Source organism: Streptomyces sp. NPDC002868 (genome assembly GCF_055563295.1).
In genome coordinates this window covers 1,086,277-1,112,734 of record NZ_JBVHDR010000001.1, presented here as the reverse complement: position 1 = coordinate 1,112,734, position 26,458 = coordinate 1,086,277, and the positions used below count along the sequence as shown (strand labels likewise).

At 69.8% G+C, this 26,458-nt stretch carries 21 protein-coding genes and 1 pseudogene; 8 read left to right on the top strand and 14 right to left on the bottom strand.

Translation table 11 applies throughout. The features are described from left to right. Nucleotides 1-20 precede the first annotated feature (20 nt). The gene (clpX, locus tag ACZ3H8_RS05125; protein ID WP_467397503.1) at nucleotides 21-1,319 is read right to left on the bottom strand and encodes an ATP-dependent Clp protease ATP-binding subunit ClpX; all 1,299 of its coding nucleotides are present in this window, start codon (nucleotides 1,317-1,319) and stop codon (nucleotides 21-23) included. Nucleotides 1,320-1,438: 119 nt separating this feature from the next. On the opposite strand from clpX, the gene ACZ3H8_RS05120 reads away from it, so the two are divergent. The 3 genes from ACZ3H8_RS05120 to ACZ3H8_RS05110 are packed head-to-tail and all read left to right on the top strand — an operon-like array spanning nucleotide 1,439 to nucleotide 3,657. Next, nucleotides 1,439-2,650 (top strand): TetR/AcrR family transcriptional regulator, encoded by a 1,212-nt coding sequence (locus tag ACZ3H8_RS05120; RefSeq protein ID WP_467397501.1) that lies wholly within the window; start codon nucleotides 1,439-1,441, stop codon nucleotides 2,648-2,650. After that, a complete protein-coding gene (locus ACZ3H8_RS05115; RefSeq protein WP_467397499.1) occupies nucleotides 2,628-3,416 on the top strand; it encodes a GntR family transcriptional regulator in 789 nt (262 codons plus the stop codon). Before ACZ3H8_RS05120 ends, ACZ3H8_RS05115 begins: the two co-directional genes overlap by 23 nt. Before the next feature lie 25 nt (nucleotides 3,417-3,441). Then, entirely contained in the window at nucleotides 3,442-3,657 is a 216-nt protein-coding gene (locus ACZ3H8_RS05110; protein WP_307659746.1) for a dodecin, read from the top strand. Between the two features lie 30 nt (nucleotides 3,658-3,687). Here ACZ3H8_RS05110 and ACZ3H8_RS05105 read toward each other — a convergent pair whose 3' ends face one another. Next, complete coding sequence (locus tag ACZ3H8_RS05105) at nucleotides 3,688-4,179, bottom strand: phosphatase domain-containing protein (RefSeq protein WP_467397496.1); 492 nt, start codon at nucleotides 4,177-4,179, stop codon at nucleotides 3,688-3,690. Between the two features lie 59 nt (nucleotides 4,180-4,238). Here ACZ3H8_RS05105 and ACZ3H8_RS05100 point away from each other — a divergent pair, with 59 nt between their 5' ends. Together ACZ3H8_RS05100 and ACZ3H8_RS05095 are read left to right on the top strand one after the other, a co-directional pair. Further along, a complete protein-coding gene (locus ACZ3H8_RS05100; RefSeq protein ID WP_467397494.1) occupies nucleotides 4,239-5,258 on the top strand; it encodes an LLM class flavin-dependent oxidoreductase in 1,020 nt (339 codons plus the stop codon). Nucleotides 5,259-5,269: 11 nt separating this feature from the next. After that, nucleotides 5,270-7,617 (top strand): annotated as a pseudogene (locus ACZ3H8_RS05095) (ATP-binding cassette domain-containing protein). On the opposite strand, the gene melC2 reads toward ACZ3H8_RS05095, so the two are convergent. The 5 genes from melC2 to ACZ3H8_RS05070 form a co-directional block, all read right to left on the bottom strand. Beyond that, the gene (melC2, locus tag ACZ3H8_RS05090; protein WP_467397491.1) at nucleotides 7,614-8,441 is read right to left on the bottom strand and encodes a tyrosinase MelC2; all 828 of its coding nucleotides are present in this window, start codon (nucleotides 8,439-8,441) and stop codon (nucleotides 7,614-7,616) included. The pseudogene ACZ3H8_RS05095 and the gene melC2 sit on opposite strands and share 4 nt — an antisense overlap. A gap of 15 nt (nucleotides 8,442-8,456) precedes the next feature. Further along, nucleotides 8,457-8,846 carry an apotyrosinase chaperone MelC1 gene (melC1, locus tag ACZ3H8_RS05085; RefSeq protein WP_467397489.1) on the bottom strand — a complete coding sequence of 130 codons (390 nt, stop codon included), beginning with the start codon at nucleotides 8,844-8,846 and terminating at the stop codon, nucleotides 8,457-8,459. Between the two features lie 301 nt (nucleotides 8,847-9,147). After that, nucleotides 9,148-9,894 carry a succinate dehydrogenase/fumarate reductase iron-sulfur subunit gene (locus ACZ3H8_RS05080; RefSeq protein ID WP_467397486.1) on the bottom strand — a complete coding sequence of 249 codons (747 nt, stop codon included), beginning with the start codon at nucleotides 9,892-9,894 and terminating at the stop codon, nucleotides 9,148-9,150. Then, a complete protein-coding gene (locus tag ACZ3H8_RS05075) occupies nucleotides 9,891-11,912 on the bottom strand; it encodes a fumarate reductase/succinate dehydrogenase flavoprotein subunit (RefSeq protein WP_467397484.1) in 2,022 nt (673 codons plus the stop codon). Before ACZ3H8_RS05075 ends, ACZ3H8_RS05080 begins: the two co-directional genes overlap by 4 nt. A gap of 1 nt (nucleotide 11,913) precedes the next feature. Then, nucleotides 11,914-12,618, bottom strand: a complete 705-nt coding sequence (locus ACZ3H8_RS05070; RefSeq protein WP_467397481.1) for a succinate dehydrogenase — start codon at nucleotides 12,616-12,618, stop codon at nucleotides 11,914-11,916. A gap of 84 nt (nucleotides 12,619-12,702) precedes the next feature. Between ACZ3H8_RS05070 and ACZ3H8_RS05065 the strand changes: the two genes are divergently transcribed. After that, the gene (locus ACZ3H8_RS05065; protein ID WP_467397478.1) at nucleotides 12,703-13,593 is read left to right on the top strand and encodes a LysR family transcriptional regulator; all 891 of its coding nucleotides are present in this window, start codon (nucleotides 12,703-12,705) and stop codon (nucleotides 13,591-13,593) included. 85 nt (nucleotides 13,594-13,678) lie between these two features. Here ACZ3H8_RS05065 and ACZ3H8_RS05060 read toward each other — a convergent pair whose 3' ends face one another. The 4 genes from ACZ3H8_RS05060 to pip all read right to left on the bottom strand — a co-directional run bounded on the left by ACZ3H8_RS05060 (nucleotide 13,679) and on the right by pip (nucleotide 19,036). Next, the gene (locus ACZ3H8_RS05060; RefSeq protein ID WP_467397476.1) at nucleotides 13,679-15,844 is read right to left on the bottom strand and encodes a putative bifunctional diguanylate cyclase/phosphodiesterase; all 2,166 of its coding nucleotides are present in this window, start codon (nucleotides 15,842-15,844) and stop codon (nucleotides 13,679-13,681) included. Continuing rightward, nucleotides 15,844-16,656, bottom strand: a complete 813-nt coding sequence (locus ACZ3H8_RS05055; RefSeq protein WP_467397971.1) for an SAM-dependent methyltransferase — start codon at nucleotides 16,654-16,656, stop codon at nucleotides 15,844-15,846. The genes ACZ3H8_RS05060 and ACZ3H8_RS05055 overlap by 1 nt, the downstream gene beginning before the upstream one ends. Before the next feature lie 211 nt (nucleotides 16,657-16,867). After that, entirely contained in the window at nucleotides 16,868-17,866 is a 999-nt protein-coding gene (locus tag ACZ3H8_RS05050; RefSeq protein ID WP_467397474.1) for an SCO0930 family lipoprotein, read from the bottom strand. Nucleotides 17,867-18,070: 204 nt separating this feature from the next. Next, on the bottom strand, nucleotides 18,071-19,036 hold the full coding sequence (pip, locus tag ACZ3H8_RS05045) for a prolyl aminopeptidase (protein WP_467397472.1): 966 nt from the start codon (nucleotides 19,034-19,036) through the stop codon (nucleotides 18,071-18,073). Between the two features lie 272 nt (nucleotides 19,037-19,308). On the opposite strand from pip, the gene ACZ3H8_RS05040 reads away from it, so the two are divergent. Beyond that, nucleotides 19,309-19,833, top strand: a complete 525-nt coding sequence (locus tag ACZ3H8_RS05040) for a hypothetical protein (protein WP_467397469.1) — start codon at nucleotides 19,309-19,311, stop codon at nucleotides 19,831-19,833. A gap of 103 nt (nucleotides 19,834-19,936) precedes the next feature. On the opposite strand, the gene ACZ3H8_RS05035 is transcribed toward ACZ3H8_RS05040, so the two are convergent. Further along, the gene (locus tag ACZ3H8_RS05035; protein WP_467397968.1) at nucleotides 19,937-20,362 is read right to left on the bottom strand and encodes a hypothetical protein; all 426 of its coding nucleotides are present in this window, start codon (nucleotides 20,360-20,362) and stop codon (nucleotides 19,937-19,939) included. Between the two features lie 1,114 nt (nucleotides 20,363-21,476). Here ACZ3H8_RS05035 and ACZ3H8_RS05030 point away from each other — a divergent pair. Beyond that, a complete protein-coding gene (locus tag ACZ3H8_RS05030) occupies nucleotides 21,477-22,130 on the top strand; it encodes a class F sortase (protein WP_307659762.1) in 654 nt (217 codons plus the stop codon). Between the two features lie 53 nt (nucleotides 22,131-22,183). On the opposite strand, the gene ACZ3H8_RS05025 is transcribed toward ACZ3H8_RS05030, so the two are convergent. Then, nucleotides 22,184-23,023, bottom strand: coding sequence for a polysaccharide deacetylase family protein (locus ACZ3H8_RS05025; protein ID WP_467397467.1), 840 nt, complete (start codon nucleotides 23,021-23,023; stop codon nucleotides 22,184-22,186). 96 nt (nucleotides 23,024-23,119) lie between these two features. After that, nucleotides 23,120-26,425 (bottom strand): bifunctional lysylphosphatidylglycerol synthetase/lysine--tRNA ligase LysX, encoded by a 3,306-nt coding sequence (lysX, locus tag ACZ3H8_RS05020; protein ID WP_467397464.1) that lies wholly within the window; start codon nucleotides 26,423-26,425, stop codon nucleotides 23,120-23,122. Nucleotides 26,426-26,458 lie beyond the last annotated feature (33 nt).

Here is a 26,458-nt window from a genome sequence, read left to right as displayed (position 1 = left end):
GGGCCGGGCACGGCCCGGCCTCAGGCGGACTTCTCCCTGCGCTCCCCCGCCTCGCCCGGCTGCTCGCGCGGCACCAGGGTCGGGTTGACGTTGTCGAGCACGGTGTCGCGATCGACCACGACGCGGGCCACGTCGTCCCGGCTCGGCACCTCGTACATCACATTGAGCAGAACCTCTTCGAGGATCGCCCGGGCCGCCCGGGCTCCAGTACGTCGGAGCAGGGCCTGTTCGGCGATCGCGCCGACGGCCTCATCGGTGAACTCCAGCTCGACGCCGTCGAGTTCGAGGAGTTTCTGGTACTGCTTGATCAGCGCGTTGCGCGGCTCGGTCAGGATCCGCGTCAGCGCCGTACGGTCGAGCGGCCGGACACTCGTCACCATCGGAAGCCGGCCGACGAACTCCGGGATCAGCCCGAACTTCAGCAGGTCCTCGGGCATCACCTCGGCGAAGGCGTCCCGGTCCGCCCGCTCCTGGGCGGTGGGGATCGCGGCCGCGAACCCGATGCCCTTGCGCGCGGTCCGCTGCTCGATGATCCGCTCAAGACCGGCGAACGCTCCGCCGACGATGAACAGCACATTGCCCGTGTCGATCTGGATGAACTCCTGCTGCAGGTGCTTGCGTCCGCCCTGCGGCGGGACTGAGGCCGTCGTGCCCTCCAGCATCTTCAGCAGCGCCTGCTGGACGCCTTCGCCGGAGACGTCCCGGGTGACCGAGGGGTTCTCGCTCTTGCGGGCGACCTTGTCGATCTCGTCGATGTAGATGATGCCGGTCTCGGCCTTCGCGACGTCGTAGTCGGCCGCCTGGATCAGCTTCAGCAGGATGGTCTCGACGTCCTCGCCGACGTAGCCGGCCTCGGTGAGCGCGGTTGCGTCGACGATCGCGAACGGTACGTCGAGCATCCGGGCGAGCGTCTGAACGAGGTAGGTCTTGCCGCAGCCGGTCGGGCCGATCAGCAGGATGTTGGACTTGCCGAGTTCGACCGGCTCTTCCTGCGCGAGGTGCCGCGACTTGGCGCCGCCTTCGGACCGGATGCGTTTGTAGTGGTTGTAGACCGCCACCGAGAGCGTCTTCTTGGCGCTCTCCTGCCCGATGACGTACTGCTCGAGGAACTCGAAGATCGCGCGCGGCTTGGGCAGTTCCTCCCACCCCACCTGAGAGAGCTCGCTCGGCTCGTCGTCGATGAGCTCGTTGCAGAGCCCGACGCACTCGTCGCAGATGCACAGCCGGTCCGGGCCCGCAATGAGTCTGTTGACCTGCTTCTGGCTCTTCCCGCAGAACGTACATGCCAGTAAGGAGCCGCCGTCACCGATGCGTGTCACTCGGAAGCGTCCCCTCGCTGGTTACGAGTTGCAATGTCAAGACCATATGACGTCACCATCTGAATGGCGACGGTATCTTGAACCGCGACAGACGGCAACACGGCGATGAGTGAGGGGCAATGGGCCGGCTCAGCAGAGCGGAGCTGCAGCAGCTCAACCGCGCCAAGGTGCTCGCCGCCGCCAGGGCCGAGTTCGCCGGGCGCGGCTTCCGCGACGCCAAGGTGGACGGCATCGCCGAGCGCGCCGGGCTGACTCGCGGTGCCGTCTACTCCAACTTCCCAGGGAAGCGGGCCCTTTACTTCGCGGTTCTGGCCGACCTCGCCGATCGCGCGCCCGGGCCGCCGGCTCCGGATGCAGCGGCTCCGGATGCGGCGCACGAGCCGCCGCATCCGGAGCCGGACAGCACCGTCTTCGAGGCGCTCGGCGCGTTCGCCCGCGCCTGGGTCGCCCGGCTGCCACTCGCTGGGGCCGGCGCCGACACCGACGAGAAGCAGGGCTCGGCCCGGCTCGGCATGCACCTGATGCCCGAGATCCTCGCCGACGAATCGATTCGGCGCCCGTTCGGGCAGCTGCTGAAGCTGGACGCGATCCTCCTCGGGCTGGCCCTGGAGCGGCTGAGACCGGCCGACGCGACACAAGGCCGCTTGGTGCGCGTTGCCGAGGCCGCCCTCACGACCCTGTACGGCGCGACCCAACTGGCCGACGCCGCACCCGGGTTCATCGAGCCCTTCAACGTCGTCAGGGCCTGCGAGCAACTGGCGGGCCTCGATCTCAACGACGCGTGGCCCCCGCCGTACCTCCCCTACATCCCGCAAGCGCGCCCGGCCGACGAGCCGTGGGACCCGCCGCGGGCGATGGACGCGGTGCGCGGCGCGCCCGCGCGCCTCGCGGACGACGGCGTGGTGGGCATCCTCGGGCTGCACCGCCTGGAAGCAGCCGAGGAGTTGGTACGGGCCGCACCGCCCGGCGCAACAGTCACCGCCGTCCTGGTCACTGCCAACCCCGGCGAGCTGGCACCACTGGCACTGCTGAGCGTCGTCGGCCTCCGCGACTGCCTGCGTCAGGCCTTCCCGCCGTCGGCCTGGCCGCGCCTTCAGGTGGTGTGCGACGAGTCGGGCGCCCTCGCCGCGGCCGCCGGCGTGCCCGCCGTGAGCGACGCGACCGAGGCCGCCGTCCGTATCGAAGCCGGCCGGATCGTCGCCCGCGCGGACGGCCGCGGCGCGTGCCACGCGGCGGCGTCGGCCGGTGCCGCCGTCCAGGCCCGGACGGAGCGGGCCGGCGGCCGGAGGGGCCGAGAGGGGTACATCAATGAACGACAACCACTCTCCTAAGGCGGTGCTCAAACGCGAACGGGTGCGCGCGTATCTGCTCGCCCTCGTCGAGGACCGCCGGCCCGGTGACGCCATCCCCTCCGAGCGCACGCTCTGCGCCCAACTGGGCGTCTCCCGGCCCACCTTGCGCGCCGCCGTCGACGAACTCGTCGCCACCGGACAGCTCGTACGCGAACACGGCCGCGGCATGTTCGTCGCCCCCGCCAAAATCACTCAGGAGCTGGTCGCGGAGAGCGGCCCGGCCGCAGCCCCGCAGGCTCCGGGTGCCTGGGCGAGCCGGGTTCTCGAATTCCGTACCGTCACCGCCGGTGCGCGCATCGGGCGCAAGCTGCGGGTCTCCCCCGCAACTGAGCTGGTGTACGTGGCCCGGCTGCGGCTGGTAAACGGTGCGCCCATCGCGCTGGAGTATCTGCACATCCCCGCCGTTCTGGTGCCCGGGCTCACCCCTGAGCAGATGGAGGCCGGCTTCTACGCGCATCTGCGCGAGGAGCGCAAGGTCGTGACCGCCCGGGCCGTGCAGTCGATCGAGCCGACCGTTCTCAGCGAGGACGAGGCCGAGCTGCTCGGCGTCCCGGTCCTCTCCCCCGCTCTGCTGTTCGACCGCGTCACCTCGGACAGCGCGGGCAGGCCGGTGGAGTACGTGCGGTCCCTCTACCGCGGCGACCGGTACCGCATCGTCTCGCGGCTGGCGCTCGGCCCGGCCGCGGAAGACCGTCCGGCTCCCGACGCCTCGCGGACTGCCTCCTGGTGGGGCACGGTGGAGTGAACGCATCGAGAGGAGTGCGACACACATGTCACATCACACCTACCGGGTCACCGAGATCGTCGGCACCTCCCACGAGGGCGTCGACGACGCCATCCGCAACGGCATCAGCCGTGCGTCCCAGACCCTGCGGGGACTCGACTGGTTCGAGGTGACGCAGGTCCGCGGAAATATCGTCGACGGGCAGATCGAGCACTACCAGGTCGGTCTCAAGGTCGGCTTCCGGCTCGACGACGGCGACTGACCGCCGGGCCCGTACGGCCACCGGACCGGATCAGGTGCGGCCCTCCCGTTCCTGCGCGTCCTTCATCGCCTCGGACCTGTCGGCCGCCCATCCGGCCCGTACGACCCGGAAACCAGCCCGCTCCGCGTCGTCGCACACCAACTCGTCGTCGTCCACCAGCATCCGGATCTCCCGGTCGCGGCCCAGCCGCCGCAGGATCTCCAGCTTGGTCGTGCGGGCGGGCCGGCGGTCGTCGTTGCGCCGCATGAACACCCTGCCCTCGGGCAGTGTCTGCTCGGCCAGCCAGGCCAGGGTGTCCCTGCGGCACCTCTCCGGCCTGCCCGTGAGGTACATGACCTCGCACTCCTCGGCCGCCTGCAGGCACATCTCGATGCCCTTCGCCAGCGGCGGGTCGTCGGGGGCCGCCGCGAAGAAGGCGTCCCAGTCGCGCGGTTTGCGCTCCAGGAAGCGCTGCCGGTGCCCCGAGTCGGCGAGCGTCCCGTCCAGGTCGAATATGGCCAGTGGCCTGCTGTTTCGCGTCACGGCCCCCACCCTAGGCAAGGCCGGGGGAATCCCGCTGCGGTGAGCGCGTTGAACTGGGTGTGAGCTCAGTGATCGCGTCCACCCGGCTGTCCGTACTCGACCGTTCCCGCACCCGCGAGGGATACGACGGGCCCGCCGCCCTGCGCGACACGGTTCGTCTCGCGCAGGAGCTGGAGGCGCTCGGCTATCACCGTTTCTGGGTGTCCGAGCACCACAGCGTGCCGGGGGTGGCCGGTTCGGCGCCGACCGTCCTCGCGGCGGCCGTCGCGGCCGCGACCTCCACAATCCGCGTCGGCACGGGCGGCGTGATGCTGCCGAACCATCAACCACTGTTCGTCGCCGAGCAGTTCGGGGTGCTCGAATCGCTCTTCCCCGGCCGGATCGACATGGGGCTCGGCCGTTCCGTGGGCTTCACGGACGGGATACGCAGGGCGCTGGGCCGGGACAAGAAGGACGCCGAGGACTTCGCCGGGCAGCTGGAGGAGCTGCTGGGCTGGTTCACGGGTGAGCAGACGGCGCATCCGCAGGTGCACGCCCGCCCTGCGGAGGGTCTGCGCGTGCCGCCGTTCCTTCTGGCGACCGGTGAGGGCGCCCAGATCGCGGCCGCGGCCGGGCTGCCGCTGGTCATCGGCGACATTCGGGGCCGCGAGCGGATGCTGGCGGCCATCGACCGCTACCGGCGGGACTTCCGGCCGTCCCCCTGGTCCGAGGAGCCGTATGTGGTCGTCTCGGGCACGGTCGTGATCGCCGCCACGGAGGCGGAGGCCCGCCGGCTGCTGATGCCGGAGGCGTGGGCGCTGGCGTACTCCCGTACGCACGGTGCCTTCCCACCGCTGGCGCCGCCGGAGCAGATCGAGGAGCTGACGATGACGGAGAAGGAGCGCGGGTTCTACGAGTCCGGGCTGCGCGGCCATATCGCCGGGACCCCGGAGCAGGTGGCGGATGCGCTGGAGGCGATTGTGAAAGACAGCGGCGCGGACGAGGTGCTGGTCACGACCAGTACGTATGACCGTGCGGCGCTGCTGGACTCCTTCCGCCGGCTCGCCGGGATCGCGGGGCTGACCAGCTGCGACGCCTAGAATCGTCCGCTATGCACAGCCCCCACGACCCATACGTCCGCGTCCGCGGCGCCCAGGAGCACAATCTGCGCGGCGTCGACGTCGACATTCCGCGCGACGCCCTCGTCGTCTTCACCGGCGTCTCAGGGTCCGGGAAGTCCTCGCTCGCTTTCGGCACGATCTACGCCGAGGCGCAGCGGCGTTACTTCGAGTCCGTCGCCCCCTACGCCCGTCGGCTGATCCACCAGGTCGGCGCGCCGAAGGTCGGTGAGATCACCGGGCTGCCGCCCGCGGTCTCGCTGGAGCAGCGCCGGTCGTCGCCCACCTCCCGCTCCTCGGTCGGCACGGTCACCACGCTCTCCAATTCGCTGCGCATGCTGTTCTCGCGGGCGGGCGACTATCCCGCGGGGGCCGACCATCTCGACTCCGACGCGTTCTCGCCGAACACCGCGGCCGGCGCGTGCCCCGAGTGCCACGGCCTGGGCCGGCCCACCGCACCAGCGAGGAGCTGCTCGTCCCCGATCCCTCGCTGTCGATCCGGGAGGGCGCCATCGCGGCCTGGCCGGGCGCGTGGCAGGGCAAGAACCTGCGCGATGTGCTGGACACGCTGGGGTACGACGTCGACCGGCCATGGCGCGATCTTGAGCAGAAGGACCGGGACTGGATCCTGTTCACCGACGAGCAGCCGGTCGTCACGGTGCATCCGGTGAGGGAGGCGGGCCGGATCCAACGCCCGTACCAGGGCACGTACATGAGCGCCCAGCGCTATGTTCTGCACACCTTCGCGGACTCCAAGAGCCAGACGCTGCGCACCAAGGCCGAGCGGTTCCTGGCGAGTGCGCCGTGCCCGTCGTGCGGGGGCAGCAGGCTGCGCCCGGAGGCGCTCGCGGTGACCTTCGCGGGCCGTACGATCGCCGAGCTGGCGGCGCTGCCACTGACCGCGCTGGCCGAGGTACTGGCAGCCGGCGGCGACGGCGGCGAGACCGCACGGGTGCTGACCGCGGATCTGCTCGCCCGGATCGCGACGGTCACCGAGCTGGGGCTCGGCTATCTGAGCCCGGACCGCAGCACACCGACCCTGTCCAGCGGTGAGTTGCAGCGGCTGCGGCTGGCCACCCAGCTGCGCTCGGGGCTGTTCGGCGTCGTCTACGTACTGGACGAGCCGTCGGCCGGGCTGCACCCGGCCGACACCGAGTCGCTGCTGGTGGACCTGGAGCGGCTGAAGGCGGCGGGCAATTCGGTCTTCGTGGTGGAGCACCATCTCGATGTGGTGCGCAACGCGGACTGGCTCGTGGATGTGGGTCCGCACGCGGGCGAGCACGGCGGTCTGGTGCTGCACAGCGGGCCGGTCGCGGAGCTGGCCCGCATCGAGGAGTCGGCGACACGGCGCTACCTCTTCGACGGGCGGGCCGCGCCGGTGCGTGCGGTTCGCGAACCGTCCGGGTGGCTGAAGCTCGGTCCGGTCACCCGGCACAATCTGCGTGGCCTCGAAGCGGACGTGCCGCTCGGGGCGCTGACCGCGGTCACCGGCGTGTCCGGATCCGGAAAGTCCACCCTGGCCGGTGAGGTCACTGCCGAACTTGTGGGCGTAGGACGTCTGGTGACGGTAGATCAGAGGCCCATCGGCCGCACTCCCCGCTCCAACCTCGCCACGTACACAGGACTGTTCGACGTCGTACGCAAGCTCTTCACCGCGACCGCCGAGGCGAAGGCCCTCGGCTACAGGGCGGGCAGGTTCTCGTTCAACGTGGCCGGTGGCCGCTGTGAGACCTGCCAGGGCGAGGGCTTCGTCTCGGTGGAGCTGCTTTTTCTGCCCAGTACGTACGCCCCATGCCCGGACTGTCACGGCGAGCGCTACAACCCGGCGACGCTGGAAGTCCGTTACGAAGGGCTGAACATCGCCGAGGTCCTCGACCTGACGGTGGAGGCTGCCGCGGACTTCTTCGCAGGTGTCCCCGCGGCAGAACGCAGCCTGCGTGCTCTGCTCGACGTCGGGCTCGGCTATCTGCGGCTGGGCCAGCCCGCCACCGAGCTGTCGGGCGGCGAGGCACAGCGCATCAAGCTGGCCTCCGAGCTCCAGCGCGTCCGCCGCGATCACACGCTGTACGTCCTCGACGAGCCGACAACGGGGCTGCATCCCGCCGATGTCGAGGTGCTGATGAGGCAGTTGAACGGTCTGGTCGACGCGGGGCACTCAGTGGTGGTCGTCGAGCACGACATGGATGTGGTCGCGGCTGCGGACTGGGTCATCGACCTCGGGCCCGGCGGGGGCGACGAGGGCGGGCGCATTGTCGCGGCGGGGACCCCGGCGGAGGTGGCGCGGGCGGCCGGCAGCCGCACCGCGCCGTATCTGCTGAGGTGCCTCCCTGACGTCTGCTAGGCCGCCGTGTCGAAGGTGTAGTAGCGGGTGTGGTCCAGCATGTCCGCGGGGGTCACGTTGTTCCACGGGCGCATCGTGTCGTTGAGGTCCACCACATTGGCCGTGCCGGCGGCCGGGAGGTAGGCAGAGCCGGGGTGGCGGGCCCGCCAGTCGGCCCAGAGTTTGTCGAGGAAGGCGTGGTGGAGCCAGAAGACCGGATCGTTCGGCGAGGCGCCGGTGACCATCTGACCACCGACCCAGACATGCACCCGGTTGTGCAGATTCGGGCCGCGCCAGCCTTCCAGGTGGTTGCGGAAGCTGTTCGACGCGCTGTTCCACGGCGCGGCGTCATAGGTGGTCATGGCGAGTACGGAGTCGACCTCGGCCCTGGTCGGCAGCTGCTGTCCGCCGGCGCCGAGGTCCCGGCGAAGATATCCGCGGCCGTCCACGCGGACGCTGACCGGCCACCTGCCGGCGGCGAAGGCGAACGGTCCGTCCATCACCTGGCCGTCCCTGGTGCGTCCGGTGCCGCCGAGGAAGTCCGCCGCCCAGAGCGAGGAGGCGGCGGTGCGGTCCGCGGTCCAGTCCCAGTACGGCAGCGCCACCGAGGGGTCGACGGCCTGGAGCGCCTGCTCGAACTGGATGAGGAATCGGCGGTGCCAGGGCAGGAAGGAGGGCGAACGGTGCCCGACGCGGTCTCCGTTGTCGGTGTCGCTCATGATGAAGGCGTTGTGGGTGGTGACGAAGGTGTCGTACTGGCCATTGCGCTTGAGCGCGAGCAGCGCGTCGGCGAAGCGGCGCTTCTCGGTGGCGGTGAGCTGGGCCTGGTTCTTGCGTACGGTCATGGCGGTGCTCCCGGATCAGGCGACGGCGAGGGGAACGAGCTGGGCGCCCTGGAGTTCCTCCACGGCGGCGCGGGCCACCGCGCGGGGCGTGGCGAACGTCTCGTAGTGGTTGACGACGCTGATCCAGGTGCCGTCGGCGTTGCGCATGACGTGCAGTTCCTCGCCGTCTATGCGCACCGCATAGCCGCTCCCGTGTCCCTCGCCTCCCCCGTGTCCGCCGTGGTGTCCGCCGCCGTGCGACGGCGCGCCCTGTATTCGGCGGCCCCGGTAGACCTCGTCGAAGGACGCGGGATCGGCCGCGGTCGACACCTTCCGCGCGGCAGCGGCGGCGGTGCCTCCCACGGCGAGCGCGGCGGCCGCTCCTGCTGCCGCGCCCAGGGCGCGTCGGCGGGTGATTTCAGGCATGGCAAAACCCCCAGGAATTGCAGTGGTTCGGTCGGTCACGGCGTGGTCGGTTGCCGTGACCCGGCCATGCCTACCGGCTGACCCGAGTCCCACTGAAATCCCTGAGGACTGATTGGCTGCTAAGCGGACATGTCGAGATATCCAGTGCAGAATTGAACAAAGCTGATCTTGTTGTCCGCGCGCCCAGTCGCCGCCAGAAGCGCAAATCCTGCGGCCAATACGGCAGTTGTGTGAATATCTTGTTGCGGGAGGCGTGGCGACGTGTTCGGCTTCACACGGGAAAGCTGACCGGATCCCCGCCTCAGCGGCGCACCTTCCGGGTGGCCCGCAGCCACTCCTTGTTCATGGCCGAGATCGACGGCAGCGGGATGCCCTTCGGACAGGCCGTCGCGCATTCGCCGGTCAGCGTGCAGCCGCCGAAGCCCTCCTCGTCCATCGTCGCGACCATGTCGAGCACCCGCGTCTCGCGCTCGGGCGCGCCCTGCGGCAGCACATTGAGGTGGTTGACCTTCGCCGAAGTGAAAAGCATCGCCGAGCCGTTGGGGCAGGCCGCGACGCAGGCTCCGCAGCCGATGCACTCGGCGTGCTCGAAGGCGAAGTCGGCGTCCGGCTTGGCCACGGCCGTCGCGTGCGCCTCGGGAGCCGCGCCGGTGGGGGCGGTGATGTAGCCGCCGGCCTGGATGATCCGGTCGAAGGCGCTGCGGTCGACTACCAGGTCCTTCACCACGGGGAAGGCGGAGGCACGCCACGGCTCGACGTCGATGATGTCGCCGTCCTTGAAGGACCGCATATGGAGCTGGCAGGTGGTGGTGCGCTCCGGGCCGTGGGCGTCGCCGTTGATGACCAGACTGCACGCTCCGCAGATGCCCTCGCGGCAGTCGTGGTCGAAGGCGACGGGGTCCTCTCCGCGCAGGATGAGTTCCTCGTTGAGGGTGTCGAGCATCTCGAGGAACGACATGTCCTTCGAGATGTCGTCGATGTCGTACGTGGCCATGGCGCCGGGGGCTTCGGTGTTCTGCTGACGCCAGACGCGCAGGGTGAGCTTCATGCGTAGCTCCGCTGAGTGGGGTGGACGTATGCGAAGACGAGGTCTTCCTTGTGCAGGACGGGCGCCGCGCCGGTGCCGGAGCTGTGCTGTCCCGGGGGGCGACCCCCGGACCCCCGAAATTCCCAGGCCGCGGCGTAGCCGAACTCCTCGTCCTTTCGGGCGGCTTCGCCGTCCGGCGTCTGGGACTCCTCACGGAAGTGGCCGCCGCAGGACTCGGCGCGGTGCAGTGCGTCGAGGCACATCAGCTCGGCGAGCTCCAGATAGTCGACGATGCGGTTGGCCTTCTCCAGCGACTGGTTGAACTCTCCCCCTCGCTTCGCTGGGGGGACCCCCACGCCGGTGCCCGGCACCTTGATGCGGCGCCAGAACTCCTCACGGATCTGCGGGATGCGGTCGAGGGCCTTTCGGAGGCCCTCGTCCGTGCGGGCCATTCCGCAGAACTCCCACATGAGTTCGCCCAGTTCGCGGTGGAAGGAGTCGGGGGTACGGTCGCCGTCGACCGAGAGCAGCAGATTCAGCCGGTCCTCGGTCTCGGCCAGCACCTCTGCCACCGCCGGGTGCGAGGCGTCGACGCTCTCCGGGTGCGGATTGCGGGCGAGGTAGTCGTTGATCGTGGACGGCAGGACGAAGTACCCGTCGGCGAGGCCCTGCATCAGCGCGGACGCGCCCAGCCGGTTCGCGCCGTGGTCCGAGAAGTTGGCCTCGCCGATCGCGAAGAGACCCGGGACGGTGGTCTGGAGGTCGTAGTCGACCCACAGCCCGCCCATCGTGTAGTGCACGGCGGGGTAGATCCGCATCGGGACTTCGTACGGATTCTCGGCGGTGATCCGCTCGTACATGTCGAAGAGGTTGCCGTACTTCTCCTCGACCTCCTTCCGGCCCATCCGCCGGATCGCGTCGGCGAAGTCCAGGTAGACGCCCTGCCCGCCGGGGCCGACACCGCGGCCCTCGTCGCAGACGTTCTTCGCGGCCCGCGATGCGATGTCGCGCGGGACGAGGTTGCCGAAGGAGGGGTAGATCCGCTCCAGGTAGTAGTCGCGCTCGCCCTCGGGGATCTCGTTGGGCGGACGCTGGTCGCCACGCGCCTTCGGCACCCAGATACGGCCGTCGTTGCGAAGCGACTCGCTCATCAGGGTCAGTTTGGACTGGTGGTCGCCGGTGCGCGGGATGCAGGTGGGGTGGATCTGGGTGAAGCAGGGGTTGGCGAAGTACGCGCCGCGCCGGTGTGCGCGCCAGATGGCGGTGGCGTTGGAGTTCATGGCGTTCGTCGACAGATAGAAGACGTTGCCGTATCCGCCGGATGCCAGCACCACGGCGTCCGCGAAGTGGCTGGAGATCTCCCCGGTGATCAGATCGCGGGCCACGATGCCGCGCGCCCGCCCGTCGACGACGATCAGATCGAGCATTTCGGTGCGGGCGTGCAGGGTCACAGAGCCGGCCGCGATCTGCCTCGACAGCGCCTGGTAGGCCCCGAGCAGGAGCTGCTGTCCGGTCTGGCCGCGGGCGTAGAAGGTACGGGAGACCTGGACGCCGCCGAAGGAGCGGGTGTCGAGCAGGCCGCCGTACTCGCGGGCGAAGGGCACGCCCTGCGCGACGCACTGGTCGATGATCTCCACCGAGATCTGGGCGAGCCGGTGGACGTTCGACTCGCGGGCGCGGAAGTCGCCGCCCTTGACGGTGTCGTAGAAGAGGCGGTGGATCGAGTCGCCGTCGTTGCGGTAGTTCTTCGCGGCGTTGATGCCGCCCTGGGCGGCGATGGAGTGTGCGCGGCGCGGCGAGTCCTGGTAGCAGAACTGCTCGACGTGGTAGCCCTGTTCGGCGAGTGTCGCGCCGGCCGCGCCGCCCGCGAGGCCGGTGCCGACGACGATGACGGTGTGCTTGCGGCGGTTGGCCGGGTTGACCAGCCTGGCCTCGAAGCGCCGGCGGTCCCAGCGCTCGGCGATGGGTCCTTCCGGGGCCTTGGTGTCGGCGATCGGTGCGCCGGTCTCGTAGGCCGTGTAGTCGGCGTAGTCCTTCATGTCAGCTCACCACTCCGGTCATGACGGCGACTGGTACGGAGACGAAGCCCGCGGTCAGCACCAGCGCGAGGACGCCTGCGAGCGCCTTGAGCGCGCGGTCGCGGGTGGCGTTGCCGGCGCCGAGGGTCTGGGCGGCGCTGAAGAATCCGTGCCGGATGTGCAGACCGACGGCAAGCATCGCGACGATGTAGATGATGTTGCCGTACCAGGTGGAGAAGGTCGCGACGACGTTCTCGTACGGATGGCCGGGCTGGGCGTTCTCGTTGACGGTGAGCGTTGTCAGGTCGAGCAGATGCCAGACGATGAACAGAGCGATGATGATGCCGCCCCACCGCATGGTGCGGGTGGCGTAGCTCGCGCGCCGGCGCTTGTGCGCGTACGGAGTGGGCCGGGCTTTGAGATCCCGGCGGCTGAGCTGGTACGCAGAAACCGCGTGCCCCACGACGGCCGCGAGCAGCACCACACGGACGATCCAGAGCCCCCACTCGTCATGCAGGACGGGCTCGCCCATGGTGCGCAGCCAGTGGCCGTAGGCGTTGAACTCCCCCGGCCCGAAGAAGACCTTGAGGTTGCCCATCACATGCGCGACCAGATAGCCGAGCATGATCAGGCCGCTCACGGCCATGACCGCCTTCTTGCCGACCGTCGACCCCCAGAAGGTGCGCGTGGGTGGCGGTTTTCGATCCGTCCGCGTTGCCAGAGCCATGTGAGGAACGCTAGGGCCGAAGGGCTCCAGAGGTCCAAGACATGATTCGGCTCATCTCCATAGCCATGCCCTATCGTGAATCCCATGCAGTTCCAGCAGCTCCTCTACTTCGTGGCGGTGGCCGAGACCCGGCACTTCACGCATGCCGCCGAGCGTGTCCATGTTTCCCAGCCGTCGCTCTCCCAGCAGGTCAGGGCGCTGGAGAAGGAGCTCGGCGCCGAGCTGTTCAGCCGGGCGCGGGGCAATATCGCGCTCACGGACGCGGGCGAGGCGCTGCTGCCGCTGGCCCGGCGCATCCTCGCCGACGCCGACACCGCCCGGCACGAGGTGCAGGAGCTGGTCCAGCTGCGCCGCGGCCGGGTCAGGCTCGGCGCGACGCCCAGTCTCTGCACCGGCCTGCTCCCGGATGTGCTGCGCGTCTTCCACGATCTGCATCCCGGCATCCAGCTGCTGATCGAGGAGAGCGGTTCGCACGATCTCGTACGGGAGCTGGCGCGCGGCTCCCTCGACCTGGCCCTGATCGTGCTGCCGCTGCCGCACGCATCGCCGGCGCTGACGACCGTGGAGCTGCTGCGGGAGGATCTGGTCGTGGTCTCATCGGCCGCGGCTGCGGCGCCGCGCCGGCCGGTGCGGATCGCCGATCTGCGCGACCAGCCGCTGGTGATGTTCCGGCACGGCTATGACCTGCGGGAGCTGACGGTCTCCGCGTGCCGCGCGGAGGGCTTCGAGCCGAGCTTCACCGTGGAGGGCGGCGAGATGGACGCGGTGCTCGGTTTCGTACGGGCGGGGCTCGGCGTAGCCGTGGTGCCGAGCATGGTGGCCGAGCGGGCGGGCCGCGACCTCAGGGTCACGCGGCTGGCCCGGCCGGGGCTGCGGCGTACGATCGCGCTCGCGCACCGCAGCGACGTGGCCCCGCCGCGCGCCGCGCGTGAGCTGCAGCGGGTGCTGCTGAACTCGCACGCCGCGGTGCTCTAGCTCCGGGGCTCCGCCCCGGACCCCGCGCCTCAAACGCCGGCGAGGCTGAATTTCAGCCCGACCGGCGGAAATCAAGCCCGAACCGCTACACCGCGTCCGCCAGCGACAGGGCGTGCAGTTTGTCCGGCGGGCCCGGCCGGGCGTAGTACCAGCCCTGCGCGGTGTCGCAGCCGAGCTCCCGCAGCTGTTCCGCCTGGGCGCCCGTCTCCACCCCCTCGACGGTGACGGCCAGCTGAAGGCTGTGCGCCAGCGAGACGATCCCTTCGACGATCTTCAGGTCGACGGGGTCGGCCGGGTGGCGCTGCATTCCCTGGGTGAAGGACCGGTCCAGCTTGAGCACGCTGACCGGCAGCCGGCGCAGATTGGCGAGGTTGGAGTAGCCCGTGCCGAAGTCGTCCAGCGCTATGTCCACGCCCATCTCTGCGAGTTGCCGCAGCGGCTTGAGCAGATCCTCGTCGGCACCGATCAGCGCGGACTCGGTGACCTCCAGGCAGAGCGCGCCCGGTTCGAGGCCGGAGCGCTCCAGGACGTCGACCGTGTCGGCGACCAGACCCGGGTGGTGCAGCTGGGTGGGCGAGAGGTTCACATTGATCCGCAGCGGGCCGCCGTCGGAGTGGCGCTCCTGCCAGTACCTGGCCTGGCGTACGGCCTCCTGGAGCACCCAGCGGCCCAGCGGCACGATCAGCCCGGTGTGCTCGGCGAGCGGTATGAACTGGTCCGGCCCGAGCACGCCGTGCTGCGGATGGCACCAGCGCACCAGTGCCTCCGCGCCGTGCACGCTCCCGTCGCCCAGGTGCACCAGGGGCTGGTACTCGATGAAGAACTCACCGCGCTCCAGCGCAGCGGGCAGCGCGGTGGTCAGACCGTGCCGGGTGATGGCGCGGGCGTCCGCCTCCGGGTCGGCGAGCTCGAAGCGGTTGCCGCCCGCGGACTTGGCCCGGTACATGGTGATGTCTGCGCTGCGCAGCACTTCGGCTGAGGTGCGCTCGCCGGCCGGACCCTCGACGATGCCGATGCTCCCGCGGACGGTGAATTCCCGGCCGTCTACGCAGATGGGCGAGGCGAGCACGGCGAGGATACGGGTGGCCAGCTCGTCGACCTCGCGCTGGGTGTCGGGGCCGGTCGTCAGCGCCACGAACTCGTCGCCGCCGAGGCGGGCGACCATCTCGCCCGGCGCGGTGGCGCAGCTCTGCAGCCGGTCCGCGACCTCCACCAGGAGCCGGTCCCCCGCCGCATGGCCGAGGCTGTCGTTGATCGCCTTGAACCCGTCGAGGTCGAGGTAGCACAGGCCGAAGCGGGCGCCGTCGCCGGCGGAGAGCGCCTTCTCCAGCCGTTCGAAGAACAGCGTGCGGTTGGGCAGTCCGGTCAACGCGTCGTGCGTGGCCTCGTAGCGCAGCCGCAGATTGAGCAGCCGGCGCTCGGTGGTGTCCTCCATCAGCGCCAGCTGGTACTCCGGCTGACCCTCGGCGTCTCGCAGCAGAGAGACCGTCAGATTGGTCCAGAGCACGGTTCCGTCGTTGCGGTAGAACGGCTTCTCCACCCGGAAGTGTTCGCGCTCGCCGCGCACCAGCTCCCCGTACAACTCCCAGACGTGCGGCCGGTCTTCGGGATGCGCCCAGTCGGTCACCCTCCTGCCGCGCACATGGTGCTCAAGGCCGCCGAACATTCGCGTCAGGGTGTCGTTGACCTCGAGCACATTGCCGTCGAGGTCGGCGATCCCGATGCCGATCGCGGCCCCCTCGAACACCGCGCTGAAGCGCGCCTCCGTGGCGTGCAGCGCCTGCATCGCGTCGCTGCGGGCCAGCAACGAGGAGCGGGCGATGGCCTCCTGCTCGGCCAGCGTACGCTCGCGCAGTCCCTGGGCGAAGCCGGCGGCCAGCGCGTGCTGCAGCTTCGCGCAGCGGGCCCGGCTCTCCTCGGCCGACTGCTCGGGATCACCACTGCCGCAGTACAGCACCAGGTACGCGTCGATGACGCCGAGCGTGCGGCTGAGCGCCTCGGGGTCCGTGCAGTGTGCCTCGACGAGGGCGGCTCCGACCCGCTGCGCGACCTGTGGGTCGAAGGGGCGCGCGTGCAGGGAGAGGCACAACTCCCGGGCCAGCGGCAGCAGATGCTCTTCGACCTCGGGCCGGGTCAGCGATGTGGCCGTCACCGGGAAGATGGCACGGCTCCAGATCGTGGCGAATCTGCGGAGTCTGTCCTCCAGGCCGTCCGGGTCCGCCGCTGAACCCGCCGCCTGCGACGGCGCCATCACGCCTTGCGCCCCACCCCGGCGAAGCCAGCGAAGGCATATGGGTCCTCCTGCTCGGCGGGAGTGTCGGGCCGCCAGAGCGGCATGGACACCAGCCCGGGCTCGATCATCTCGTACCCCTCGAAGAACCGCGCGATCTCCTCGCGCGAGCGCATGACCAGCGGGTTGCGTATGTTCTGGTAGACGTCGACGGCGCCGCCCGCCTGTTCCTTGGGCACCGGGATTCCTTCGTACGAGGCGTGGGTGACGATGACGAGGCTGCCGGGCGCGAGCGCGTCCCGCAGCTCCGCGACGGCGCTCTGCGGGTCGTCCTCGTCCTCGAGGAAGTGCAGTACGGCGACGAGGAGCAGCGCCACGGGCCGCTCCAGGTCGAGCAGTCCGGTCGTCTCGGGGCTGTCGAGTATCTGCTGCGGCTTGCGCAGGTCGGCGGAGACGACGACGGCCTGCTCGTTGCCGTCCAGCACGGCCCGGCTGTGTGAGACGGCGACCGGGTCGTGGTCGACGTACACGACCCGGGATTCGGCGCTGGCCTTCTGTGCCACTTCATGGACATTGCCGAAGGTCGGAATGCCGGAGCCGATGTCGAGGAACTGGGTGACGCCCTCGCTCACCGCGTAATTCACGGTCCGTCGCATGAACGCGCGGTTCGCCTGCATGATCTTGGGGAGGCCCGGCATGAACTCCATGGCCTTGCGGGCAGCTTCCCGGTCGACTTCGAAATTGTGCGAGCCGCCCAGGTAGTAGTCATAAATGCGGGACACGCTCGGCACCGATATGTCGATGCCCTGCGGGGCCCAGGCGGGACGCTCCATCGATGTCTCCAACAAGTCGCCACGGGGGAGTTCGGCCATGTCCATGGCCAGTGTTCGAGCCGAGGCTACTGATCGCCCGCCAAGAGAGCGAGCCCAAACGGAAATTAGCGGTCCGTTCTTGGTCACACGCCGACGTTACACAGCAACCGGCCCGTCATCACGCGGGGGGCGTGAGACGGGCCGGCTCCGGGCCGGACGCGCGGCGTGGGGACTACTTGGGCGCTCCGACCAGCTTGCCCTGGGGAGATACCGCGTACCAGGTGCCGCCAACGCCCTGACCGTTGGTGTCACCGGGCTTGGCGTCGCCCGAGAAGGTGTAGATCGGCCAGCAGTCGATGGTCTGCTGCTTGATTCCGTCGGGACGGTTGAAGGTGACGAAGCCCTTCTTGAGGATTCCCTCGGTGTCGTTCTTGTCTACGGGGTCGACAACCGGCCACTTCTTGAGGCAATCGCCGGTGCAGGCCGTCTTCATGGGCCAGGCGGAGTCCTTCTCGAACCGGTAGACCGTCATTCCGTTCTTGTCGACGACGATCTCGCCGAGCTTGGGGTCCTTGCGGACCGAGAGCCCGGCCAGGTCGGCGGCGTCGCCGCCCGCCTCCTCACCGGCGCCCGCGCCGTCGCCGTAGTCTCCGGAGCCCGCCCCGGCACCCGCGCCACCGCCGGCCTTCTTGCCGTCGGGGGCGGCGGCGTACCAAGTGCCGCCCACGCCCTGGCCCTTGGCGTCGCCGGGCTTGGCGTCCTTGGCATAGCGGTACATCGGCCAGCCGCCGATGGTGAGCTGCTTGGAGCCGTCGGCCCTGGTGACCTCGCCGATCAGTGAGGCGTCGGTGCCGGGAGCGGCAGAGGCGCCGCCGGCAGCCACCACGGGCCATGCCTTCGCGCACTCGCCTTCGCAATTGGACTTCGGCGGGCTGGCGGTGTCCTTGTCGAAGCGGTAGAGCGTGAAGCCGGCGCTGTCGGTAACGACCTTGCCGAGCTCCTTGCTGTCCCAGACTGCAAGTTGGCCGGCCGGCTTCGCGGCCGCCTGGTCCGCGGCGGCGCCGCCGTAGTCCGAGCCGTAGCCGCCGGCGCCGGGCTGCGCCGCCGGGTTGGCCGCGCCTACCGCCTGACCATTGGGGTTCTCCGTGCCTTTGTCCTGACCGCACGCCGTCGTCAGCGCGAGTACGGCCGCCGCAGTCACCGCGAGCGAGGCGTTCCGCCAGGTGTTCATGTCCACTCCCGTAGTCCATCGATCTTGCCTCGGCGCCAAGGTGCGCCGTTCATGGCCCTAGGTACGGACAGCGGGGCGCGATGTGTTCAACACGTTTGAAAAAATCTTCTTCAGTCGCAGTCGCGAATCGTCGAAATCCCCCTTCCACCAGGGGAATTCGCCCCAAGACGGAATGGCTTGATCTCAACCGCACCACTGACTCCGTCAGTCACTCAGGGAACTGAACCGGTCGAGTGCGCCGCGTATCTGTGCCCGCATCGAAGCGCTGCCTTTGTGCCCCGAGTCGTCGACCACGACGAGTTCGGCGTCGGGCCAGACGCGGGTCAGTTCCCAGGGGGTGTCGAGCGGGCTGCTCAGATCCAGTCGGCCGTGGAAGAGGACGCCGGGAATTCCTTTGAGCCGATCCGCCTCGCGCAGCAGGGAGCCCTCTTCCAGCCAAGCGCCGTGCGCGAAGTAATGGGAGGCGATCCGTACGAGCGCCAGCCGCGCGGCAGAGGGGCGGCCGCTGTAGGGACTCGGCCCGCCCTGGGGTTCCAGGGACAGTACGGCGTCCTCCCAGCGGCACCATTCGGCGGCGGCACGCTCCCGTACGCCGACGTCGGGGTCCGCCATCAGGCGCGCGTAGGCAGCGACGATGTCGCCCTCTCGGTCAGCCTCGGGAACGCCGGACCTGAAGCGTTCGTGCTCCTCGGGGAAGAACCGTCCGACGCCACCGTAGAGCCAGTCGATCTCCGACCGCCGGGTCGTGGTGACCCCATTGACGACGATCTGCGACACCCGCCGCGGATGCCGCTCGGCGTACGCGAGAAGCAGCGTCGAACCCCAGGATCCGCCGAAAAGCAGCCAGCGCTCGATGCCGAGGTGCTCCCGCAGCCGTTCCATGTCGGCGAGGAGATGGCCGGTGGTGTTGTGGGTCAGGTCGGCCGCCGGATCGGCGGCGTGCGGAGTACTGCGGCCGCAGCCCCGCTGGTCGAAGAGGACGACGCGGTAGCGGTCCGGGTCGAAGTAGCTGCGTACGCCCGTGGAGCACCCGGAGCCCGGACCGCCGTGGACGACCAGGGCAGGCTTACCGTCAGGGTTGCCGCAGACCTCCCAGTGGACGAGGTGTCCGTCGCCGACATCGAGCATGCCTTGTGCGTGCGGCTGGATCGGCGGATACAGCTCGGACATGCCTGCGCTCCTTGTCTGCCCGGACGGCTTGCGTCCCCAGTACACCCCGGTCGTACGCTCGCGGCACGCGGTCGCTCCCTCAGCCGGCAGCGGAAATGACGCCGTGACACGCCCGGGCGGTGCGCCGCACGGGGGACATCGTTACCCCATTCGCGCGACAGCGATCGCGGTGGGTAACCGCCCCTTTTAGCGTTTCGGTCATCGAGGTGCATTCTCTGCATTTTGTGGAAATCCGTTCCGCAGCTGCTCCTCGGAGACCCGGAGGAATGTCCATGCGTGCGATACGTGTCGCATCCGCCGCTCTGCTGGGAGTGGCCTCATTCACGCTGACCGCCCCCACCGCGGCGGCAGCCGACAACCAGGTGACGTCGCCCGTTTTCAGCGTCAGCCCCTCGACCGTCGCGCCGGGCGGGCGCGTCACTCTGTCCGCCAGCGGATGCAACACGACGGCCACCGCCACTTCCGGGGTCTTCGACACCGTCACCATCCGCCCGGGCTCCTCCACCACTGCCGTTGTCGACTCGGACGCCAGAGTCGGCGCGCAGTACTCGGTCCAGTTCAACTGCCCCGGGCAGGGAACCGGATCGTTCAACCTCATGATCTCGGGCGGAAGGTCCACTCCGACCATCGGCAGCACCGCCACCGCCACCGCACCCGGGCCCGCCAGGGGCGGGATCGGCGGCAGCATCGGGGGGCTCAACGCCGGGCAGCTCGCGGCCGGCACCGCACTGGTCGTGGCCGCGGCCACCGCCACCATCTTCGTCGTCCGCAGGCGGAGGGAGGGCCGCCAGCACTGAGGGCTGCGCCCGTAACACCCCCCTGATACGCCCGTCGCCCCGAGTCCTGGCCCAGGACTCGGGGCGACGGGCGTATCGACGTCTGACGAGGATGTTCAGTCGGTCAGGCGTCTGTGCTGACCATACGGCGGCGACGGGCGACGAAGAGACTGCCGCCGACGGCCGCGGTGAGCACCAGCCCGCCGCCGATCGCCATCTCGGTGGAGCTGGGGCCGACGGAGCCGCCGAGACCGCCGAGCGCGCCCCGGCCTGCGAGCACGGTGAACTGATCGGTCGCGACCCTTGAGTTGTCATTGCACCTGACCGCCAGGTTGTACTGACCCGGCGCCGCGTCGTTGTGGATCCGCGCGACGGCGGTCGAAATACCGTTGGAGTTCGCGGAGAGATTGGTCTGCGGGAAGGCGTTGGACGTGACCGTGCCACCGCGCTTGCAGCCCTGGACCGAGATCGTCAGGGTGCCGCCCTGGTGTACGGATCGCGGGTTGACGTTGATGGCGATGGCACCGTTGCCCCCCTGACCGCCGCCCAGACCGTTGACTCCCTGGTGGCCGTTCCCGCCTAGGCCGTTGCCGCCTTGGCCGTTGTCTCCCCGACCGTTGTCTCCCTGGCCGTTGCCGCCTTGGCCGTTGTCTCCCCGACCGTTGTCTCCCTGGCCGTTGCCGCCTTGGCCGTTGTCTCCCCGACCGTTATTCCCCTGGCCATTGCCGTTGCCGCCCTGGCCATTGCCGTTGCCGCCCTGGCCGTTGCCGTTGCCGCCCTGGCCGTTGCCGCCCTGGCCGTTGTCTCCCCGGCCGTTGTTCCCCTGGCCGTTGCCGTTGCCGCCCTGGCCATTGCCGTTGCCGCCCTGGCCATTGCCGTTGCCGCCCTGGCCGTTGCCGTTGCCGCCCTGGCCGTTGCCGTTGCCGCCCTGGCCGTTGCCGCCCTGGCCGTTGTTCCCCTGGCCGTTGCCGTTGCCGCCCTGGCCGTTGCCGTTGCCTCCCTGGCCGTTGTCTCCCCGGCCGTTGTTCCCCTGGCCGTTGCCGTTGCCTCCCTGGCCGTTGTCTCCCCGACCGTTATCTCCCTGGCCGTTCCCGCCCCGACCGTTATCTCCCCGGCCGTTGTCTCCCTGGCCGTTCCCGCCCCGACCGTTGTCTCCCCGACCGTTATTTCCCTGACCATTGCCGCCCTGACCGTTATCTCCCAGGAAGTAGTCTCCCGGGCCGATCCCCCCTTGAACTTGACCTTGACCGATTCCCCCTGGATCGACGTCGCCGCCCGCGGCGGCCAGCGGGGCAGTGAGCGCGACGGCCGCGACGGCGGCCGCGGCCACTGCGAGAGAGCGTGTTGAACGCATCGTAGAACCTCCTGTGGAAGACGCCCCAAAGCGGGCGCTCCGGGAAAATCGACGAGTACGCCTTCCATGACGAACACTCACTGGGGCGAACAAACCCCGCATTTCGACACTGGTCCACCCCAGTGAGGCGACACGCCGACGACGCGCCGGGGGACCTGACTGAGCCGCAGGTCACAGACCGTCAGAAATTTTTTAATGACTGATTGCTCGGATGGGGCATCGTCCAGGCCCACCACCCGTTCGCCCCTCCCTCCTCGCCGCGTGGACAGAGCGCGCTTAGCGTGCTTACAGACGCCACGAAGGGAGAACCATGGGCCTGCACTACGGCGGCTCGGAGAAGAAGAGGCGCTCACCTTGGGGCGTGCTGGCCCTCGCCCTGCTCAGCGGAATCGCCCTTATAAGGAATGGCTCGGATGTCTCCCTCGGACCGCCCCAGCCTGCGGCGGCCGCCTCGCTGACCGGCCGCGCCCAGGGCGAGACGTTCATCCCTGTCGACCTCGAGCCGCTCGCGTACGCGGCCGCGGAACGCGTGCGGATTCCGGCGATCAACGTGGACGCTCCCGTCGTGAATGTAGGCCTGGACCAGGAAGGCTGGATCGCCGCGCCGCCCGCGCACGACCCCAATCTGGCGGGCTGGTACCAGAACGGCATCGCCCCCGGCCAGCGCGGCACGGCGGTCGTCGTAGGCCATGTCGACAACCTTTCCGGGCCTGCCGTCTTCTACGGCCTCGGCTCCATCCAGAAGGGCCAGCATGTCGAGGTGAGCCGCTTCGACGGCAAGACCGTGGTCTTCGAGGTGTACGGCGTCGAGGTGTTCTCCAAGGAGGACTTCCCCGGCTCCCAGGTGTACGGCGACACAGGGCAGGCGGAGCTGCGGGTGATCACCTGCGGCGGCGGCTACTCCAAGGCGAACGGCTACGACGGGAACGTCGTCGTGTTCGCACGGATGGTCAGGATCCGCTGATCGCGGCCCTTGCGTGCAAGCTGACGCGTGGCGTCGAGCAGCCGCCGCGCGGCTCAGCGGCGCGGAACGGTGATGCGGTACCCGGCGTCAAGCAGCTCGGGCAGATAGCTGCGCAGCGCGGCGACGCTCTGCGAGCGGTCGCCGCCCGCGTCGTGCGACAGTACGACGACGCCGGGTCCCGCACCGTCCAGCACGCGGCGGACGATTGTCTTCGTGCCGGGCTCGGTCCAGTCGAGGGTGTCGACGGTCCACGCCAGCGGCTCCATGCCGAGCTGCGCGCCGATCTCGAAGGAGTGCTTGTTCCAGGCTCCGAACGGAGCCCGGTACCAGAGCGGCGGTGTGCCCAGCGTCTCTTCGATCACTTCGCTGGTACGGCCCAGCTCGTCGCGGATCCTGGACGGCGGGAGCTTCGGGATCAGAGGGTGCGACCAGGTGTGGTTGCCGACGACATGCCCGTCGTCGGCCATCTCACGGAGCAGATCGCGGTGGTCCGAGGCCAACTCGCCGCAGACAAAGAACATCGCGGGCACCTCGTACTTGCGCAGGGTGCTCAGGATGTCCGGCGTGTAGCGGGGATCGGGGCCGTCGTCGAAGGTGAGCACCATGGTGCGCCCGGCCTCCGACACTTTCAGAAAGGGCCGCTGGCGCACGGGTGGCATCGCCCGCCGGAATCTCGGCGGAGAGTACGCCGTCATGGGCTGCAGCCGGTAGGCCGATGCCTTGGCCGGCGGGCGCGCGACGGCCCGGGCACCCGCTGCCGGGCGTGGGACCAAGGTCCTGGCGGGGGCCGACCCCCGCTCGGTGAAGAGCAGCCCGGCGGTGGCGGCTGCGCCGAGGCAGGCGGCGATGCGCAGCACCGACCGACGCCCCGGGAGCATCTGATCCGTTTTCATGACCAACTGCTCGCACGGCTGCCGCCCCGGGCACCTCATCAACACCGGTAATACAAGCGAAAGCACCCGATGGGAGCAGCGGGAGGGTTCAGGCCGTCAGCTGCGGCGCACCAGCGGGAAGGGCAGCGTCTCGCGGATGGTCAGCCCGGTGAGGAACATGACGAGCCGGTCGACTCCGATGCCGAGACCGCCGGTCGGCGGCATGGCGTACTCCAGCGCGTCCAGGAAGTCCTCGTCGATCTCCATGGCCTCCGGGTCGCCGCCGGCGGCGAGCAGCGACTGGGCGGTGAGCCTGCGCCGCTGCTCCACGGGGTCGGTCAACTCCGAGTAGGCGGTGCCCAGTTCCGTACCGAAGGCCACCAGGTCCCAGCGTTCGGCGAGCCGTGGGTCGCGACGGTGCTGACGGGTGAGCGGGGAGACGTCGGTCGGGAAGTCCTTGTAGAAGGTGGGCATCTTGGTCCGCTCCTCGACGAGGCGCTCGTACATTTCGAGCACCACATCGCCGCGGGTGTCGTCCGGGATGTGCGGGACGCCGGCCCGGTCGCACAGTCGGCGCAGCACGGCCTCGTCGGTGTCGGCGTCGACCTCCTCGCCGAGCGCCTCGGACACCGCTCCGTACAGCGTCTTGACCGGCCAGGGGCCGGAGATGTCGTGGGCGACGAGTCTGCCGTCCGGGCCGGCCTTGTGCGCGATCGGGGCGCCGAAGGCCGCGGTGGCCGCGCCCTGGATCAGCTCACGGGTCAGATCGAGCATCACGTCGTAGTCGGCGAAGGCCTGATAGGCCTCCAGCATCGTGAACTCGGGGTTGTGCTTGTAGGAGACGCCTTCGTTGCGGAAGGTGCGGCCCATCTCGAAGACCTTCTCCAGACCGCCCACGCACAGCCGCTTCAGATACAGCTCGGGCGCGATGCGCAGATACAGGTCGAGGTCGTAGGCGTTGATGTGCGTCGTGAAGGGGCGGGCGTTGGCGCCGCCGTGGATCTGCTGGAGCATCGGCGTCTCGACCTCGAGATAGCCGCGGTCCAGCAGGCCCTGGCGCAGTGCCTGGACGGCGGTGGATCGGTGGCGTACGACATCGCGGGCCTCGGGGCTCGCCACCAGGTCGAGATAGCGGCGGCGGACCCGGGCCTCGGGGTCGGCCAGGCCGTGCCGCTTGTCGGGCAGCGGGCGCAGGCATTTGCCGGTCAGCTGCCACTCGGTGACGAAGACGGAGAGCTCGCCCTTGTCGCTGGCGCCGATCTCGCCGTCGGCGGTGATGTGGTCGCCGAGGTCGACGACGGAGGTGAAGTCGTTCAGCACTCCCTCTCCGCAGTCCTCGCGGGTGAGGGCGAGCTGGAGGTCGCCGGACCAGTCGCGCAGTACGGCGAAGACGACGCCGCCGAGGTCGCGTACGGCCATCACGCGCCCGGCGACGGTGGTCTTGCGGCCGGTGCGGGTGCCGGGTTCGGGCGCGGGGGTCGCGGCCCGGATCTCGGCGAGGGTGTCGGTCCGCTGGGCGATTCCGACCGGGTAGGGGTCGGTACCGTTGGCGCGCAGCCGCTCCAGCTTGCGGTGGCGGATCCGCACCTGCTCGGGCAGTCGCTGCTCCCCTGCCGAGGCGGGCGAGTCCGGACCCACCAGGCCGAGCGAGTCGATGGACGGCAGCCCCTCGGTGGTGACGGGGGTGACCACTCCCTTCGGCCGTCCCTTTCCCTTCCCCCAGAGCTTGCGCAGGCTCGGTACGGAGACGAAGCCCTCGGCGATCCCGGAGGCGAGGCCCACTCGGGCGAGGGAGCCGCCGTCGCCGTAGCAGAGGAAGCGCGGATACCACTCGGGCTGGTACTTGACGTTGGAGCGGTACAGGGCTTCCAGCTGCCACCACTTGGAGAAGAAGAGGAGCAGCTTGCGCCAGATCCGCAGGACGGGGCCCGCGCCGATGCGAGCGCCCTCCTCGAACGCGGAGCGGAAGACGGCGAAGTTGAGGGAGATCCGGCGGATGCCGACTCGGTGCACATGGGCGCACAGCTCGGCGACCATGAACTCCATGACGCCGTTGGGCGCGGTGCGGTCACGGCGCATCAGGTCGAGGGAGATGCCGTCCCTGCCCCATGGCACGAAGGAGAGCAGGGCCATCAGATGGCCGTCCCCGTCGAGGGCCTCGACGAGCAGGCAGTCGCCGTCGGCCGGGTCGCCGAGGCGGTCGAGCGCCATGGAGAAGCCGCGTTCGGTCTCGGTGTCCCGCCAGGCGTCGGCCTTGTCGACGATGCGCCGCATCTCCTCGTCACTCAGGGCGGAGTGACGGCGGATCCGGGTGGTGGCGCCGGTTCGCTGCACACGGTTCACGGCCTGCCGGGTGACCCGCATGTCACGGCCGTTCAGGTCGAAGCGTCCGACATTCAAGATCGCCTCGTCGCCGAGCTGGATCGCCCCGAGCCCGGAGCGGGCGAAGACCTTGGCGCCCTCCTCGGACGCGCCCATCACGGCGGGGGCCCAGGCGTAGCGTCTGGCGACGTCCAGCCAGGCCTCGATGGCGGGGGTCCATGCCGCCCGGTCACCGACCGGATCGCCGCTGCCGAGGCAGACGCCTGCCTCGACGCGGTAGGTGACGGCGCCCTTGCCGTTGGGTGAGAAGACGACCGCCTTGTCGCGGCGGGTGGCGAAGTAGCCGAGTGAGTCCTGGGCGCCGTAGGCGCCGAGCAGGGCACGGATTCGGGGCTCCTCGTCACCGTGCAGGGCGGCTTCCATGCGCTGCGAGCGAAACAGCGTCGCAGCGGCGCTGAGCAGGGCGATCGCACCGAAGAGGCCGAGCAGGAAGAAGAGCAGGCGCGGCGGGCGGCCGTCGAATTCGTCGCCCGAGACAAGTCCGCCGAGCACCCGGTTGGCGGCCCACAGCAGCCGCTGGCCCTGGGGCAGCCCGCCCGGGAACAGCTCGACAAGACCCCAGCCGACAAGGATTCCGGCGGCGAGCCCGAGGACCAGGACGAGGAGCGCGCGCCGCAGGGCGCCACGCCGGGTCTCGGCGTAGAACTCCCCGCGGGCCATGACGAGCACCGCCAGGGCGATCGCGCACAGCACCAGACTGGGGATCCAGGCCCAGTCCCTGTCGAAGATCAGCACCAGTACGTCGGTGATCAGCAGCAGGGTCAGATAGCCGACGACCAGCCACCAGGCGGCCTTCTTGCGGGCGCCGATGGCCGCGGCGAGCAGCAGCAGGAACGCGGCGTAGGCGAGGTTCGCGCTGACGGGGACGGTGACCCGGTCCAGGAAGAGGGCGACCGGTCGCAGCACATGCCGCAGCGGAGGGATGAGTGAGAGAACGACGCAGAACACGCCGAGTGCGCCGAAGAACATCGCGAATGCGCCGGGCACCCTGCTCAGCAAGCTGCCACGGGCGGGAGTCGGCTCCTGCACGGTGACACTCATGATCTGCACTCTAAGGAGGCCATCGGCGGGCCG